Raw genomic sequence first — 16,657 nt, 5'->3', positions numbered from 1 at the left:
GAAAGTGCATCAGCGCAGGCTAATTTATTATTATCTAAAATAAGAAAAACAAAAATATATGTACCAGATATAAACCTACAAAACAAATTCGCATCCTTCGTTCAACAAGTCAATAAATCGAAGTTTGTCATCCACAAATTTCTATATTGCTTCATCGATAATAAACAGAGTATAATAAAACCAAGACTAAATACCAAAGAATCAGGAAAAATAAGGGGAGGGAAACCACATGCAGACGAATTTTGACTTTCTAGCACAGACAGATTGCTTCAAAGACTTTGCGATGCAGGCAGCAGAAGCGGAACGAAGCATCGCTATATCTCCGTCAACAGCAGCAATCTTGTCAAGACGAGCCTTAGAACTCGCAGTGCGATGGGTATATGTCCACGATGATGCCCTGACCATGCCATATCGTGATAATATTTCCAGCCTGATTCACGAATATTCTTTCTGCAAGCTGATTCAGCCTAAATTATTTGATATGCTAAAATATACGATTAAGCTTGGAAATGTCGCAGTACATACAAATACCAACGTAAAACACGATGCAGCGGTACTTTCGTTACGCTGTGTTTTCCAGTTCTGTAAATGGATTGATTACTGTTATGGTGAAAACTATATAAATCGCCATTATGATATGAGTCTGCTGCCAGATGCCGGAAAAGAGAAAAAAACACAGGAAGAATTAGAAAATCTTCAAAAAGAACTAAGCGGAAAAGACCAGAAATTAGAAGAAGCAATCAAGGAAAATAAGAAACTAAGAGCACAGATGACCAAACTTCGTGAGGAAAATGAAACTGGACGAAGTTATGAAGTGGACAAAGATACAGAAGCAGAGACAAGAAGAAAATACATTGATCTTGATTTGGCAGAAGCAGGTTGGACTGTAGGCAAGGACTGTCTGATTGAAGTACCGGTCACAGGAATGCCCAATAGTACAGGAAAAGGATATGCAGATTATGTTTTATATGGCAAGAATGGGAAACCACTGGCAGTTATTGAGGCAAAACGAAGCAGTGTAGACCCGATGAAAGGAAGTCATCAGGCAAAATTATATGCGGATTGTCTGGAAAATCAATACCAGCAAAGACCAATCATTTTTATAACAAATGGTTTTGAAATGCAGATCATTGATGATGCACAGGATGATCCACAGCGAGTTGTTTCAGGTATTTTCACAAAAGAAGATCTGCAGCGAATGGTGGATCAAAGAACAAGCAAAAAGCCTTTGATTCATTTAGAGATCCAAGATAAAATTACAAACCGGCCATATCAGAAAGAGGCCGTGACAGTCTTATGTGAATCTATCATGAATCATCATAGAAAGCTGTTGCTAGTACAGGCAACAGGATCAGGAAAGACAAGGGTTAGTATCAGTCTGGTAGACGTACTTCGCAGACATAATTATGTAAAGAATATTTTATTCTTAGCAGATCGTAAAGCTTTAGTTTCTCAGGCAAAGAAGAGTTACAATAATCTCCTTCCAGACCTGACAGTATGCAATTTACTTGAAAATAAAGAAGATCCAGAAAGCAGCAGAATGATATTTTCAACATATCCAACGATGTTACATGCGATTGATGACACGAAGAGAAAGGATGGAAAAAAACTATTTACACCAGCACATTTTGATCTGATCATTGTAGATGAAAGTCATCGAAGCATTTATAAGAAATATCAGGAAATCTTTCGCTATTTTGATGCGGTCTTATTAGGAATGACAGCTACACCGAAAGAAGAGATAGGTAGAAATACATATGAGATTTTTGATTTGGAACAAAATGTACCAACGTATGCATATGAACTTGATGAGGCAGTAAAAGAAGGATATCTGGTTGATTATCGGACAAGAGAGTATAAGACAAAGATCATGGAAGAAGGAATCCACTATGATCAGTTATCCGAAGAAGAAAAAGAAGCATTTGACGATGAATTCGATGATGATGAGAATGTAGAGAAAGATATTCCGAATACAGCTGTAAATCGATGGCTGTTTAATAAAGACACGATTGATCTTGTGTTAACCAATCTGATGAGAGAAGGATTAAAGGTAGAAGGCGGAGATAAATTGGGAAAGACAATTATTTTTGCAAGAAACAGCAAACATGCGAAGGCAATTGTCGAGCGTTTTCAGAAGCTTTTTCCAGAAAAAGGCAGTCATTTTATCAAACAGATTGATTACAGCATCAAAGAGTCCGAACATTTGATTGAACAATTCGAAGAAAAGGACAAGATGCCTCAGATTGCAGTATCCGTAGATATGCTGGACACAGGAATTGACGTTCCAGAGATTTTGAATCTTGTATTTTTCAAGAAAGTCAGAAGTTATGCAAAATTCTGTCAGATGATCGGAAGAGGAACAAGACTTTGCAAAGATTTACTAGGGCCTGGAATGGATAAAGAAAAATTTCTGATTTTTGATTATTGTAATAACTTCGAATATTTCAGAGTGAATCCGCATGGAAAAGATAGCGGATTTATAGAAACATTAGCAGAGAAAATCTTTTTATGTAAGGCAAGGATCGTAAGAGAATTACAAGATACAGACTATCAAAAAGACGAAGATTTCAGAGAATATCGAAATACATTAGTGAAAGAATTAATGCAAGCGATAAGTGATCTGAATGACAAAAGTTTCATTGTAAAACATCATTTGAAATATGTCCTTCGATATCGAGAACAGAAATCATGGGATATTCTTGAGACAGAAGCAATGGCTGACCTGAAGAAACATATCGCACCAATTATAGAGGCCGAGAAGGAAAATGAATTGGCACGAAGATTTGATTATCTGATGTATAGTATCGAACTTGCAATGCTGGAACAGAAGAACCCTTCGAAAAATATTGGAGCAGTTGTTGGTATTGCAGAAAAACTATCTTTAATGCAGGATTCTGTGCCACAGATCAAAGAGCAAAAATATATTTTGGATAAGGTACAGACGAATGAATTCTGGGAAAAAGCATTTATTCTGGAAATGGATGTAGTCAGGAAAGCACTTAGAGATCTGATTCAGTTTTTACCAAAAAAGACACAGAGAATCGTTTATACAGATTTTGCAGATCAAGTAATAGAATATCAGGAAAACACACCAATTGAGATGGGAAATCGATTAGAAAACTATCGCAAAAAGGTAGAATTCTATTTAAAAGAGCATCAAGATAACATGGCAGTGTGTAAATTACGAAATAACCAGCCGTTACAAAAAAGTGATATGCAGGAACTGGAGAGAATTCTTTGGCAGGAACTAGGATCAAAAGAAGATTATACAAAAGAATATGGGGATACACCAGTTGGAATTCTTGTAAGAAAAATCACAGGAATGGATCAACAGGCAGCAAATGAGGCATTTAATGAATTCTTAAATGAGGAGAAACTAAATGCTGATCAGATTCGTTTTGTGCGATTGATCGTTGATTATATCTCTGTAAATGGAATGATCGAAGACCGAAGAGTTATGATGGATGAGCCATTTCGAAGTGTCGGAAGTATTGGACAGATTTTTGAAAATGATATGGATATTGCAATGAAGATCATGACAGTGATCGATCAGATCAAGCAGAATGCGGAAGTTACAGTATAAAGGAGGAATCAACGAAAATAGTATCAAAGCCTATGGTTTTGCATTTGAAGGAAAAAATGTCCTGATCTTAGATTAACATGATTATAACAAAGAAAGGTATAAAATAATGGAACAACAGCAGCCAGAAAAGAAACACAAACGAAGAGTCAGATATAAAGGGACTCATCCAAGAAGATTCGAAGAGAAATACAAAGAATTAAATCCAGAAAAATACGGAGATACGATTCAAAAAGTTATTAGTAAAGGAAGTACACCGGCAGGAATGCACATTTCCATCTGTGTAAAAGAAATTCTTGAATTTTTTGACATCCAGCCGGGACAAAAAGGATTGGATGCAACCTTAGGATATGGCGGACATACAAGAAAGATGTTAGAAAAGTTACAGGGCAAAGGTCATATCTACGCATTAGATGTAGATCCGATCGAATCTGTAAAGACAGAGAAACGTCTGCATGATGCAGGGTTTGGAGAAGATATCTTAACGATCAAGCATATTAATTTTGCTAATATTGATCAGGTAGCCGAAGAAGTTGGACCATTCGATTTCATTTTAGCCGACCTTGGCGTATCCTCCATGCAGATTGATAATCCGGAAAGAGGATTTTCTTATAAATTTGAAGGACCATTAGATTTAAGACTGAATCCAGAAAAAGGAATTTCAGCGGCAGAGCGTTTAGAAGATATCACGAAGGCTGAATTTGAAGGAATGCTCATTGAAAATTCAGATGAGCCGTATGCAAAACAGATTGCAAAAGAAACCGTTGCAACGATGAAACGAGGAAAGAAGATCAAGACAACAATGGATCTTAAAGATGTCATTGAAAGAGCATTAAACTTTTTGCCGGAAAAAGAGCGAAAAGAAGCAGTTAAAAAATCCTGCCAGAGAACATTTCAGGCTTTGCGTATTGATGTAAACAGCGAGTTTGAAGTATTAGAAGAATTATTGGAGAAACTTCCAGACGCATTAGCACCAGGTGGAAAGGTTGCGATCCTTACATTCCACTCTGGAGAAGATCGACTTGTAAAACATGCGTTTAAGTATGGGAAGAAAGTAGGAATCTACAGTGATGTAGCCAAAGATGTTATTCGTCCATCAAAAGAGGAATGTGCCCAGAATGGAAGAGCAAAATCAACAAAGATGCGCTGGGCGATCAAAGTGAAATAAAAATTAAAAGGAAGGGAAATATTAAAAAGAGGTATGCTTTTTAATATTTCCTTTTTTTTAAAAATATGAAAGAAAATGGTTTAAAATGATTGACTTTGACTGAAACTGTGTTATAATGAAGAAAAAAAAGAAACAAATGATTGATTTTGACGTTTTTAATTTTGGAAAAGGAGGATAACCTGTATGAGAATTACAGAGCTGTTGCAGGATGCAACAATTGACCTTGGTGTGAAGGTTAACAGCAAAGAAGAAGCAATTGATCATCTGGTTGATTTAATGGTCAAGGGCGGAAACATCACAGATCGCGAAGAATACAAGAAGGGCATTTTAGCAAGAGAAGCTAATGGAACAACTGGTATCGGAGGAGGGATTGCAATTCCTCATTCTAAGAACAAAGCAGTAACTAAGGCTGGTTTGGCTTCTATGACAGTACCAGACGGAGTCGATTATGAAGCAATGGATGGAGAACCATCTGACGTATTTTTTATGATCGCAGCACCAGCAGAAGGAAGTGACGTGCATTTAGAGGCATTGTCAAGATTATCTGTGATCTTAATGGATCCAGTATTTAAGGACAGCTTATTGAAGGCAACAAGCAAGGAAGAATATCTTGCATTGATCGACAAGAAAGAAACAGAAAAATTTCCAGAAGAGGCGGCGAAGGAAGAAGAGAAACCTGCTGTACAAGAAGAGAAAGCAGACGATGGAACGATCAGAGTTCTTGCAGTTACAGCATGCCCAACAGGAATCGCTCATACATTCATGGCAGCAGAATCTCTTGAGAATAAAGCAAAAGAGATGGGAATTACATTAAAAGCTGAGACAAATGGTTCAGGTGGAGCAAAGAATGTCTTAACAAAAGAAGAGATTGAAAATTGTGATGGAATCATCGTAGCAGCAGATAAGAACGTTGAGATGGCACGTTTTGATGGAAAACAGGTTCTTCAGACAAAAGTAGCGGACGGAATTAATAAACCAGAAGAACTGATCCAGACAATTTTAGATAAGAAAGCACCAACATATCATCATTCAGGAGCAGCAGCACAAGAAGATAGTGCAGAAGGTGAAAGCGTTGGACGTCAGATTTATAAACATCTGATGAATGGTGTATCTCATATGCTGCCATTTGTAATCGGTGGAGGTATCTTGATCGCTCTTGCATTCTTAGTAGATAATCAGGCGATCAACCCGGCAAACTTCGGTAAGAATACACCACTTGCAGCTTTACTAAAGACGATCGGTGAACAGGCATTTGGATTTATGCTTCCAATCTTAGCTGGATTTATTGCAATGAGTATTGCAGACCGACCAGGATTAGCGATAGGTTTCGTTGGTGGAGCATTAGCAAATGGTGGTTATACATTTGCAAATATCATGGCATATGATTCTGCCAAAGCCGTTTCCTCTGGATTTATCGGAGCATTATTTGCAGGTTTTGTTGGTGGATATATCATGGTTTTATTAAGAAAACTGTTCGATAAATTACCAAGTGCATTAGAAGGGTTAAAACCAATTTTACTATTCCCAGTTTGTGGTATTTTAATTATGGGTGTTGTGATGATCGCAGTTAATCCGGTTGTTGGAGCGATCAATACAGGACTGAATAACTTCTTATCATCTATGAGTGGAACAAGTTCTATCCTTTTAGGAGCAGTTCTTGGAGCGATGATGTCCATTGATATGGGTGGTCCATTTAATAAAGCAGCGTATGTATTTGGTACAGCACAGTTAACAGTAGCCAATGCAGGACCAGAACAGTATGCGATCATGGCAGCTGTTATGGCCGGAGGAATGGTACCTCCACTTGCGATCGCACTTTGTACAACATTCTTCAAGAATCGTTTTACAGAGAGTGAAAGAAAATCTGGTGTTGTAAATTACATCATGGGATTATCATTCATTACAGAAGGAGCTATCCCGTTTGCAGCAGGAGATCCAATCCATATCCTGCCACCATGTATCGTAGGATCTGCAGTAGCAGGTGCGTTATCCATGGCATTTAAATGTGGACTTCCAGCACCACACGGTGGAATCTTTGTTATTGGAGTCATCACGAATCCAGTACAATACTTAATTTCTGTAGTAGTTGGTGCAGTTATTGGAATGATCGTTATGTCATTTACAAAGAAACCATTAAATAAATAAGATTGTAAATAACCATTTACAATAAATTAATTCCTCATATTTTCATAAGCAATATTTATAATAAGTAAACAGAGATTGTGAAATTTTGCAATCTCTGTTTGCTATTTTGATAAAACAATGATATACTAGATAAGATTTTAGAAATCAAAGACAGTTCATTCGTACCATCCTGTCTATAAACAAAACTAGGACTGAGAAGAAGATTTTCAGGATACAGGTACGCGTGCTTGTATCCTTTTTTGATTGAAAATATATGTAGAAGGGAAAGAAGAAAATGTATCAGTTAACAACACATGCATCCTTTGATTCAGCTCATTTTTTATCGGGTTATGAAGGAAAATGCAGCAATATCCACGGTCACCGCTGGAAATTAGAAGTTACCGTACAAAGTGAAACATTAGAACAGACAGGGCAGATTCGAGGAATGGTTGTCGATTTTGGACAGTTAAAAGATGATATCAAAAAATTAGCAGATGAGTTTGATCATAGTCTGATCATAGAAGATGGAACATTAAAAGAGAAGACAGTAGAAGCATTGAAAGAGGAAAATTTCAAAATGATCTTCGTAGATTTTCGTCCAACTGCAGAGAGTTTTGCAAAATATTTTTATGATAGAGTGAAAGAAATCGGATATGATGTCAAGTTAGCGAAAGTTTATGAGACACCAAATAATATGGCAGCATATGGGGAGTAAATGAGATGGAAACATTTAAAGTAGTCGAAACCTTTGTAAGTATCAACGGAGAAGGAAAGAAAGCTGGTCGTCTTGCTATGTTTATCCGATTGAAAGGATGTAACTTAAACTGCTCTTACTGTGACACAACATGGGCAAACAAAAGAAATGCAAAGTGTGAACTTTTAACAGCGCCACAGATCGTAGAAAGAATTAAAGAGGCAGGAGTAGAACTCGTTACATTAACTGGTGGAGAACCACTTCTTGATGAAAATGTATCAGAACTGATCGGAAGTATCTTAATGATGCCAAAAGTTGAGATTGAGATTGAGACAAACGGAAGTGTACCGATCAAATATTATAAAGAAAGAGATAACAGATTGACAATGACAATGGATTATAAACTTCCATCCAGCAACATGGAAGAGAGTATGTGTCTTGAAAATATGGAATATTTAAAACCATGGGATGTTGTCAAATTTGTTATTGGAAGCAGGGAAGATTTAAACAGAGCAAAAGAAATCATCGAAAGATTCAGCCTGTGCCAGAAGGCGATCGTATATTTCAGTCCTGTATTTGGCAAGATCGAACCAGAAGAAATCGTTGAATTTATGAAAGAAAACAAGCTTAACAAAGTCAGATTCCAGATTCAGATCCACAAAGTCGTATGGGATCCTGACAAGACAGGCGTTTAGTACTAATTTATTATGGGAGGAAATACTATGGCAATCGATAAAGAAGCGATCAAGGAACACGTAAGAGGAATCCTTGTTGCACTTGGAGATGATCCAGATCGTGAAGGATTAAAAGAAACACCAGATCGTGTCGCAAGAATGTATGAAGAAGTCTTTGAGGGAATGAATTATAGTAATCATGAGATCGCACAGATGTTTTCAAAAACATTTGAAGATGATCTAAGTGTCAAAGACCACAAAGATATGGTGATCGTAAAAGATATAGATATCTTTAGCTATTGCGAACACCATATGGCATTAATGTATGATATGAAAGTTTCTGTGGCATATCTGCCAAAAGATAAAGTATTAGGACTTAGCAAGATTGCAAGAATCTGTGACATGGTTGGAAAGCGCTTACAGCTTCAGGAAAGAATCGGAAGTGATATCGCAGAGATCATCATGGAAGTTTCAGGAAGTGAAGATGTAGCCGTTTATATCGAAGGGTGCCATAGCTGCATGAGTGCAAGAGGAATCAAAAAACAAAATGCTAAGACAGTGACAACAACACTTCGTGGAGCATTTGACACAGATTCTACATTAAAATGGCATTTTATGATGCAGGCAGGAAAATAAGAAAAGGAGATAAGCAAAATGGCAAAACCAAACAAAGCCGTTGTTGTATTCAGCGGTGGACAAGACAGCACAACATGCCTTTTCTGGGCAAAGAAGAAATACGATGAAGTGATCGCACTTTCATTTAACTACGGGCAGAGACATTCCAAGGAACTTGAATGTGCCAAGAAGATCTGTAAAGAACACGGGGTAGAACATCATATCTTAGATATGGAACTATTAAACCAGTTAGCACCAAACTCTTTAACAAGAGTAGACATGGAAGTAGATCATGAAGCACCAAAAGAAGGAACACCAAATTCATTTGTTGATGGAAGAAACATGTTATTCTTAACATTTGCAGCTGTTTTTGCAAAACAAAGAGGAATTCATGTATTAGTAACCGGTGTTTCCCAGAGTGATTTCAGTGGATACCCAGACTGTCGCCATGTCTTTATCTCATCCCTAGAGACAACATTAACACTTGCCATGGATTATGAGTTTGAAGTGATCACACCACTGATGTGGATTGACAAGAAACAGACATGGGAGATGGCTGACAAATTAGGTGTTTTTGATATCGTAAGAAATGAAACTTTAACATGCTATAATGGAGTGATGGGTGATGGATGCGGAGAATGCCCAGCATGTAAGTTAAGAAGACATGGATTAGAGGAATATTTAAAAGTCCGTGGACATAAATAAGAATATACAAAAGAGAAAAAGGATCTTGTAATTGTACAAGGTTCTTTTTGCTATTTATACATATGAATAAATGAAAAAAAGTTGCAAGAAAGCATTGATAAAATTTTAACAATAGTGTACTATGTATTTGTAGCGAAACAATCGATTGAAATCGGATATTCAGATATATGAGGATAAGTTCAATTTCGGTCATCCAGGTAAAAGGAGATGTAGTTATGGCAAGATTTACATTACCAAGAGATTTATACTTCGGAGAAAACGCATTAGAGACACTAAAAACAATCAAAGGAAACAAAGCAGTATTATGCCTAGGCGGCGGATCCATGAAACGTTTTGGATTTGTTGACAAGGTTGTTGGATATTTGAAAGAAGCTGGAATTGAAACAAAACTGATAGAAGGAATCGAACCAGATCCATCTGTAGAAACTGTTATGAAAGGTGCCAAAGTGATGCAGGAATTTGAACCAGACCTGATCATCGCAATGGGTGGAGGATCACCAATTGATGCAGCAAAGGCAATGTGGGTATTTTATGAGCATCCACAGACAACCTTTGATGACATCAAAGATCCATTTACAATCCCACCACTTCGTAATAAAGCAACATTTATCGCAATTCCATCAACCTCAGGAACAGCAACAGAGGTAACGGCATTCTCAGTAATTACAGATTACAGTACAGGAATCAAATACCCATTGGCTGATTTTGAGATCACACCAGATGTAGCGATCGTAGATCCATCATTGGCAGAGACCATGCCACAGACATTAACAGCACATACAGGAATGGATGCATTAACTCATGCAATCGAAGCTTACGTTGCAGGATTACATTCTCCATTCTCAGATCCGTTAGCGATCCATGCAATCGAGATGATCTTTGATAACCTGAAAGCATCTTATGAAGGGGACATGCAAGCAAGAGGAAACATGCATATCGCACAGTGCCTGGCAGGAATGGCATTTTCTAACGCACTGCTTGGAATCGTACATTCCTTAGCCCATAAGACAGGAGCAGTCTTTGATACAGGACACATTCCTCATGGATGTGCAAATGCAATCTATCTTCCATATGTCATCCAGTACAATGCCAAAGTCTGTGAAGACAGATTCGCAATGATCGCAAGAAAATTAGGACTTCCTGGAGTTACAGATAAGGCATTAACTTTATCACTGATCAAAGCGGTAGAAGATTTGAGAGCAAGTCTTAATATTGTATCTAATCTGAAAGATTTCGGAGTAAATGAAGAAGAATTTATTGAGAAGAAACATATGATCGCAGAGAGAGCAGTTGGAGATGCTTGTACGGGATCTAATCCGAGAGAAACATCTGTTGAGGATATGGAGAAGATATTGGAATGTATTTATTATGGTAAGGATGTGACATTTTAAATTTTGATTTGTGAGTTGGCCAACTGTAGATTTCGAGTATATGATAAAAAATAAATAAGCAACCGAACGCGATGCGGTGGAATTTTGCTCATATTTTGAACAAATCGCTGATCCGTCCAATTTTCTACGAAAACTCGCTCTGTAGTTTTGTCTAAGACCAAAGTCTTTGAAGCTCAGACATTCGTCCAATTGGGCTGCGAATTTATTCAAAATATGGCAAAATTCCAATGCATCGCGTTCGGTTGCTTATTTATTTTTTATCATATACCTGAAGTCTATAGAGTGGACAATTCACAAGATTGGAAAATTTAAGGTGGTGTGTATGTTTTACTGTATTGGCTTGTATATTTAGTTAATTGATAACTGAAAATTTTCTCTTTTTAAGTCTCGTAGAAATTAAGTTAACGTGAATTTAAAATTAAGATTTTCAAAGACAGAGGAATGGTAAATATAAGATACAAAATGCCAATTTAGTTCCCGACAAACAGAAATTTGCAAGGAAAGAACTGTTGTTTTATATTACTTCGATTGGAATCCTTTAAACTATCACATGCATCAAAGACTTCGTCAAATCACAATTTACAGATGAATAGACGAAGTCAGCAAAATAATGTATAATAAGAACCAAAATAAGGAGGAAGCCAACTTATGGGAAGATATCTAAATAGTTCAACTCCATATGCATTATATCAAGGTGAAGCAAATCAGCCATACTTTGTAGATAAATCATTATTGCTGACAGAATTGTTTCCTGTTTTGGATGCAGGAAATCAGCATATTTGTATCACAAGACCAAGACGTTTTGGAAAAACGATCATGGCTAATATGATTGCAGCATTTTTGAGCAAAAAAGTGGATTCAGATTCGATTTTTGGTAAACTAAAGATTGCTGACAATTCAAAATATAAAGAATACAGAAATAAATATAATGTAATTTCTATCGACTTCAGTAAGATATCAAGATCCTGTGATTCATATGCTGACTATATAGGAAAAATCGAAACCACTTTAATCAGAGATTTGAAAAAAGAACATCCACAGATTGAAGTTTATGAAGATGATTCGGCAGCGGATATTTTAGAGACGATTTTTGAAGAATGTGGTCAGGAACGCTTTGTTTTTGTTCTGGATGAATGGGATTTTATTTTTCATAAAGATTTTATTACCGAAGAAAATAAAAAGCAGTATATCCAGTTTTTGAGTAATTTATTAAAAGACCGTCCATATGTTCAAATGACTTATATGACAGGAATTCTTCCGATTGCAAAATATTCTGATGGATCAGAATTAAATATGTTCGATGAGTATGATATGGCATGTAAGGAAAAATACAGTGAATATTTTGGGTTTGTGGAAGAAGAAGTAGATCAGCTTTATGATATTTATAAAAGGATAACAAAGAATCCAAAGATTTCAAGAAATGAATTAAAAGAATGGTATGATGGATATCGTGCGGCAGCAGGAGAGTATTTATATAATCCAAGATCAGTTGTCTGTGCATTAAGAGATAATCAACTGGCAAACTACTGGACAAGTTCAGGGACTTATGATTCTGTTTTCACTTATATTAAAGGGAATATAGCAGATGTAAGAAATGATCTTGTATTAATGGTTGCAGGAGAACATGTCCCAGCAAAAATGCAGCAATATGCAGCAACAGCAAATGAATTGCATACGAAAGACCAGATTTATTCGGCAATGGTTGTTTATGGATTGTTGACTTATGAGGATGGAAAGGTATTTATTCCAAATAAAGAGTTGATGGATAAGTTTGATGAATTACTGTTATCGAATCAACAATTAGGATATGTATATCGATTGGCAAGAGAATCTCAAAGAATGTTTCAAGCAACGATTCATGGAGATACAGATACCATGGAAGAAATACTTGAATATGTTCATGATACAGAAGTACCTATTTATTCGTATAATAGTGAAGTAGAATTATCGGCGATTATAAATTTAGTATATCTTTCTGCAAGAGATGAATACCGTGTTGAGAGAGAAGATAAAGCAGGAAAAGGATTTGTAGATTTTATCTTTTATCCAAAAAGAATTGATATGCCGGGAATTATTTTGGAACTAAAAATAGATCATACACCACAAGAAGCAATAGAGCAGATTAAAGAAAAGAATTATCAATTAAGATTCCAAGGAAAAATTGGAGAATATCCAGTATATGACGGAAGTATATTAGCAGTTGGAATCAGTTATGATAGAAAAACGAAGAAGCATAATTGTGAAGTGGAAACGTTATAAATAAAAAGGATACACAATCAATAGGATGTTAACAAAGGGATTTGATTGTGTATCCTTTTTTACTATAAATTTTCTCATATATATTGACACAATTATAAAAAAGGTATATCATAACTGTACTATATGAAATGGTACAGTTAATACAATTCATACAGTAAAAACAATAAGGAAAGAGGCGATAATTTTAATATGAAAGGCAGAAAGGTGATTATCATCTTGTATAGTATCGTACTGATCAGTACAAATATTTTGGCGTTTGTGATGTTCAGCAATTATTAGATGACACATAAGCTTTTTCAAAAGAGGGTGGCAGAGATTCAATACAGCCAGCAGGCAATAGGAAGACTGACAGATGTCCAAGAAGATTTGATAAAGTTTGCAAAGAAAAATCATATATCAATTATGAAATATGAATTCTTAAGTGGAAAGGAATTAGCAATCTATTCCACAGATGAACAAGCACTTAAGCACATGAAATTTCCATATAGTACATGGAAGATCAGAACATATTCATTTAAAGAATTGAGAAATGTTGGATGTGGGAATACTTTTTTTATGGATGATCATACGACTCCTCAGATTGAGAAGAAATTAAAGCGTCAATTTTCAACATACGGGAAAGTGGAATTCTATACAAATGAAGAAAAAATAGAACTGATCAATAATCTGTCACCAGTATATCTGATAGGATTTGGTGTCCTGTTTTTGATCATAGGATTTACAAGTTATTATGTATCATCGAGAAAGAAACTGGCATTAATGAGATACTGGGGATATTCGAATGCTTCGGCTATTTGGAATATTAATAAAGATATCATAAAATTTTTATCCATTAATGAAATCTTATGGTTGATCTTATGGCTGGCTGCAGGTTGGAAATTTGAAGGTTTGCAAAATATATGGCAATACTTTCGGACATATCTTCTCTGCAATATGGGAATTAATACAGCAATCTTTATTATGGCAGTTCTTATGAACTATCTAGTCATTTATTTCCAAACGTCGATTAGTCATGTAAAAGGAAAAAACTTTTTTACTGGAACAAAACAAGTTTCTTATATGATTTTGACAAGTATCTTTTTTGCGTTGCTTATGATTTTGAGCAACACAGCAAATGATATGCAACGACTGCAAAGAAAAGAAAAAGCATTGGAATATTGGGATAACACAAAACACATTTACACAATAAATTTTAGGGGATATGATAACTCAGTCACAGATTTATCCAAAGAACAGAAACAGATTAATGATGAATTATCCAGATTTTATCAAGAAGGAATCAAAGATATGCAGGTATTTTTGATGAATTCAGATAATTATGCAAAGGAAGCGGATGGAAAAGGTGGCTGGACATATGCATATCAATATAAAGGTACAAAAGAAGAGCAGATATGTTCACCTTATGGGAGAAGTGTAAGGATTGATGAGAATTATTTAAAAAGAAATCCAATAAAGACTTGTAATGGAAAATCAGTCAAAAAACAGATAGAACATAAGAAAAATACACTAAACCTCCTGGTTCCAGAGCAATATAAGAAATATGAGAAAAAGATCATAAAACAATATAAAGATGAATTTTATTTTCAAAAAGTTACGGTAGATAATGACTATCGAAAGGCATTGAAGCAACCGAAAAATCTTTTAAAAAAGAAGGAATTAGCAGTTCACATTATTTATGTAAAAAGGAATCAAAGCTATTTTACTTATGATTCGAATACAGGAAATGATAAAAATCAGATCATAGATCCAATCGCAGTACTATTTTACGCTGATCGTATGGATTCATCGAATATTGCATTTATGTATCCAGGGGAACTGGCTCCAGGAAGTGTTTATTTCGAAGATAATTCCAGAGAACAGGGACATGCTTTTCGAAAAGTAGAGGAGTTGGAGAAGAAATTAAATATCTATCAATTTAATTCTACAACAAATGTTTATGGAATGGCAGCAGATCAACTAGTAAAGATCCAGCAAAAAGTAATATATCAAGGTGTAATTTTGGCAGCAATTATTCTCTGTTCCATTATATTTATAACAATTTCAATTTACGGTTACTATTATTCAAAACGACAGAAATTAATGATGCAGTCTCTCTTTGGATATCATTATCTGGAGTCGGTGAAAGAAATTTTGATCGTATTTGGAATGATCAATATAGGCACGACATTCGTTGTATATGCGATCAAACATAATCAGATCGTATGGTATTTTATGATTTTTGCATGCATCATAGAATTTATCATCACAAAAATAGAGTATGATCACTTAAATCAGAAAAATTTGGAAGAAAGAATCATAAAAGGAGAGCAGAATTGATGATAGAATTAAAAAATATTTGCAAAACTTTTGGAAAGCATGAGGTGCTAAAAGATTTTTCATTACAGATCAAAAAGAATGAATTTGTAGCGATCATAGGAGAAAGTGGTGCAGGAAAAACAACAATTTTAAATATAATCTCCATGTTAGAACAACCTGATGCAGGGGAAATTGTGATTAATGAGAATAACCATTTTACAAAGAAGGAAATTCAAAATCTAAGAAGATATGTATTTGGATATATTTTTCAAAACTATGTTCTAATAGAAGAAGAGACCGTTAAAGAAAACCTGTTGATATCCAAAAAATATCGGAAAAATTTTAAAGAACAAGAATTAGAAGAAGTGATGTATAAAGTTGGATTACCAAAAGAATATTTAGACCATAAAGTCTATGAATTAAGCGGTGGAGAACAGCAAAGAGTTGCAATTGCAAGAACGATGCTAAAACCATGCGAAATTATATTAGCAGATGAACCAACAGGAAACTTAGATGCTCATAATAAAGAAAAAGTAATCCAGTTATTCCAACAAATGAAAACAGAAGGAAAAACAATCATTTGCGTGACACACGACGAAGAAATGGCAAAGAAAGCAGATCGCATTATTTGTTTACAGAAAGAAAGAGGTTAGGAAAAATGAAAGGTGTTTTATTAGCGTTTTTAAATGTATTATTAATTTTATTTACAGTATTGGTGCACAAGATTATTTTTAGAGTTTTGGGATTAGGATATGACAGTCTTGTATTATATTGGGGATTGTTTGTTTTGATATTCTTTATATTTGATGTAATCTTGAATTCGCTTTTTATAAAAAATGCTTAGGATGGAAAAGGAGACTTTATGGAGCTACAATTTACTGGATGCACAAAAAGAAAAAAGAATATATCATTCATATAGTTTCTGGCTTATAGTGGTGCTTCATTACAACTTTCTGTTTGTCGGAAACTTTCTTAGAATCCTGCAACCTAGATTCAGCATACCCTCTGTCTTTGAAAATCTTAATTTTAAAATCACGTGTCTTTGGTGTATAAATAAAAATATAAATATCGATAGGGTCCGAAAAACGCCGTCAATGGAATTCGTTTTTCGGACCCTATCGATATTTATATTTTTATTTATACTCAATACAC

General features: G+C 35.3%; 12 protein-coding genes and 1 pseudogene. All 13 read left to right on the top strand.

The window, feature by feature from the left end; all coding sequences use genetic code 11:
- Positions 1–246, top strand: a pseudogene (locus KE503_RS03810) (hypothetical protein); the annotation flags it as partial.
- Positions 230–3,583, top strand: a complete 3,354-nt coding sequence (locus tag KE503_RS03805) for a DEAD/DEAH box helicase family protein (RefSeq protein ID WP_212384524.1) — start codon at positions 230–232, stop codon at positions 3,581–3,583. The pseudogene KE503_RS03810 and the gene KE503_RS03805, both read left to right, overlap by 17 nt.
- A 106-nt stretch (positions 3,584–3,689) precedes the next feature.
- Positions 3,690–4,748, top strand: a complete 1,059-nt coding sequence (rsmH, locus tag KE503_RS03800) for a 16S rRNA (cytosine(1402)-N(4))-methyltransferase RsmH (RefSeq protein ID WP_212384523.1) — start codon at positions 3,690–3,692, stop codon at positions 4,746–4,748.
- A gap of 183 nt (positions 4,749–4,931) precedes the next feature.
- Positions 4,932–6,893 (top strand): PTS fructose transporter subunit IIABC, encoded by a 1,962-nt coding sequence (locus KE503_RS03795; RefSeq protein WP_009204724.1) that lies wholly within the window; start codon positions 4,932–4,934, stop codon positions 6,891–6,893.
- 274 nt (positions 6,894–7,167) lie between these two features.
- Positions 7,168–7,587: a 6-carboxytetrahydropterin synthase QueD gene (gene queD / locus KE503_RS03790; protein WP_008393720.1), complete on the top strand. Its 420-nt coding sequence runs from the start codon at positions 7,168–7,170 to the stop codon at positions 7,585–7,587.
- Between the two features lie 5 nt (positions 7,588–7,592).
- Positions 7,593–8,261, top strand: coding sequence for a putative 7-carboxy-7-deazaguanine synthase QueE (queE, locus tag KE503_RS03785; protein WP_055198239.1), 669 nt, complete (start codon positions 7,593–7,595; stop codon positions 8,259–8,261).
- A 27-nt stretch (positions 8,262–8,288) separates the two neighbouring features.
- Complete coding sequence (gene folE / locus KE503_RS03780; RefSeq protein ID WP_022375443.1) at positions 8,289–8,876, top strand: GTP cyclohydrolase I FolE; 588 nt, start codon at positions 8,289–8,291, stop codon at positions 8,874–8,876.
- Between the two features lie 18 nt (positions 8,877–8,894).
- Positions 8,895–9,560 (top strand): 7-cyano-7-deazaguanine synthase QueC, encoded by a 666-nt coding sequence (gene queC / locus KE503_RS03775; protein WP_055198238.1) that lies wholly within the window; start codon positions 8,895–8,897, stop codon positions 9,558–9,560.
- Between the two features lie 215 nt (positions 9,561–9,775).
- Entirely contained in the window at positions 9,776–10,951 is a 1,176-nt protein-coding gene (locus KE503_RS03770; RefSeq protein WP_022375445.1) for an iron-containing alcohol dehydrogenase, read from the top strand.
- A gap of 648 nt (positions 10,952–11,599) precedes the next feature.
- Complete coding sequence (locus KE503_RS03765; RefSeq protein WP_212384522.1) at positions 11,600–13,210, top strand: AAA family ATPase; 1,611 nt, start codon at positions 11,600–11,602, stop codon at positions 13,208–13,210.
- A gap of 306 nt (positions 13,211–13,516) precedes the next feature.
- The gene (locus KE503_RS14820; protein WP_212384521.1) at positions 13,517–15,526 is read left to right on the top strand and encodes a DUF1430 domain-containing protein; all 2,010 of its coding nucleotides are present in this window, start codon (positions 13,517–13,519) and stop codon (positions 15,524–15,526) included.
- Positions 15,526–16,158 (top strand): ABC transporter ATP-binding protein, encoded by a 633-nt coding sequence (locus KE503_RS03755; RefSeq protein WP_212384520.1) that lies wholly within the window; start codon positions 15,526–15,528, stop codon positions 16,156–16,158. Before KE503_RS14820 ends, KE503_RS03755 begins: the two co-directional genes overlap by 1 nt.
- Before the next feature lie 5 nt (positions 16,159–16,163).
- Positions 16,164–16,349, top strand: a complete 186-nt coding sequence (locus KE503_RS14955; RefSeq protein WP_117944428.1) for a bacteriocin-like WGxF protein — start codon at positions 16,164–16,166, stop codon at positions 16,347–16,349.
- Positions 16,350–16,657 lie beyond the last annotated feature (308 nt).

It is taken from the genome of Anaerostipes sp. Marseille-Q3525, assembly GCF_018223505.1.
Classification (GTDB): domain Bacteria; phylum Bacillota; class Clostridia; order Lachnospirales; family Lachnospiraceae; genus Anaerostipes; species Anaerostipes amylophilus.
The sequence above is the reverse complement of the archived record's forward strand: the minus strand, read 5'-3'. Positions and strand labels throughout refer to the sequence as shown.

What these genes read in the sequence shown, in the direction of transcription:
- KE503_RS14955 (WP_117944428.1), top strand. Translation starts at nt 16,164, where the DNA reads ATGAAAGGTGTTTTATTAGCGTTTTTAAATGTATTATTAATTTTATTT.
- KE503_RS03765 (WP_212384522.1), top strand. Translation starts at nt 11,600, where the DNA reads ATGGGAAGATATCTAAATAGTTCAACTCCATATGCATTATATCAAGGT.
- KE503_RS03770 (WP_022375445.1), top strand. Translation starts at nt 9,776, where the DNA reads ATGGCAAGATTTACATTACCAAGAGATTTATACTTCGGAGAAAACGCA.
- queE (WP_055198239.1), top strand. Translation starts at nt 7,593, where the DNA reads ATGGAAACATTTAAAGTAGTCGAAACCTTTGTAAGTATCAACGGAGAA.
- KE503_RS03805 (WP_212384524.1), top strand. Translation starts at nt 230, where the DNA reads ATGCAGACGAATTTTGACTTTCTAGCACAGACAGATTGCTTCAAAGAC.
- KE503_RS03795 (WP_009204724.1), top strand. Translation starts at nt 4,932, where the DNA reads ATGAGAATTACAGAGCTGTTGCAGGATGCAACAATTGACCTTGGTGTG.
- folE (WP_022375443.1), top strand. Translation starts at nt 8,289, where the DNA reads ATGGCAATCGATAAAGAAGCGATCAAGGAACACGTAAGAGGAATCCTT.
- rsmH (WP_212384523.1), top strand. Translation starts at nt 3,690, where the DNA reads ATGGAACAACAGCAGCCAGAAAAGAAACACAAACGAAGAGTCAGATAT.
- queD (WP_008393720.1), top strand. Translation starts at nt 7,168, where the DNA reads ATGTATCAGTTAACAACACATGCATCCTTTGATTCAGCTCATTTTTTA.
- queC (WP_055198238.1), top strand. Translation starts at nt 8,895, where the DNA reads ATGGCAAAACCAAACAAAGCCGTTGTTGTATTCAGCGGTGGACAAGAC.
- KE503_RS03755 (WP_212384520.1), top strand. Translation starts at nt 15,526, where the DNA reads ATGATAGAATTAAAAAATATTTGCAAAACTTTTGGAAAGCATGAGGTG.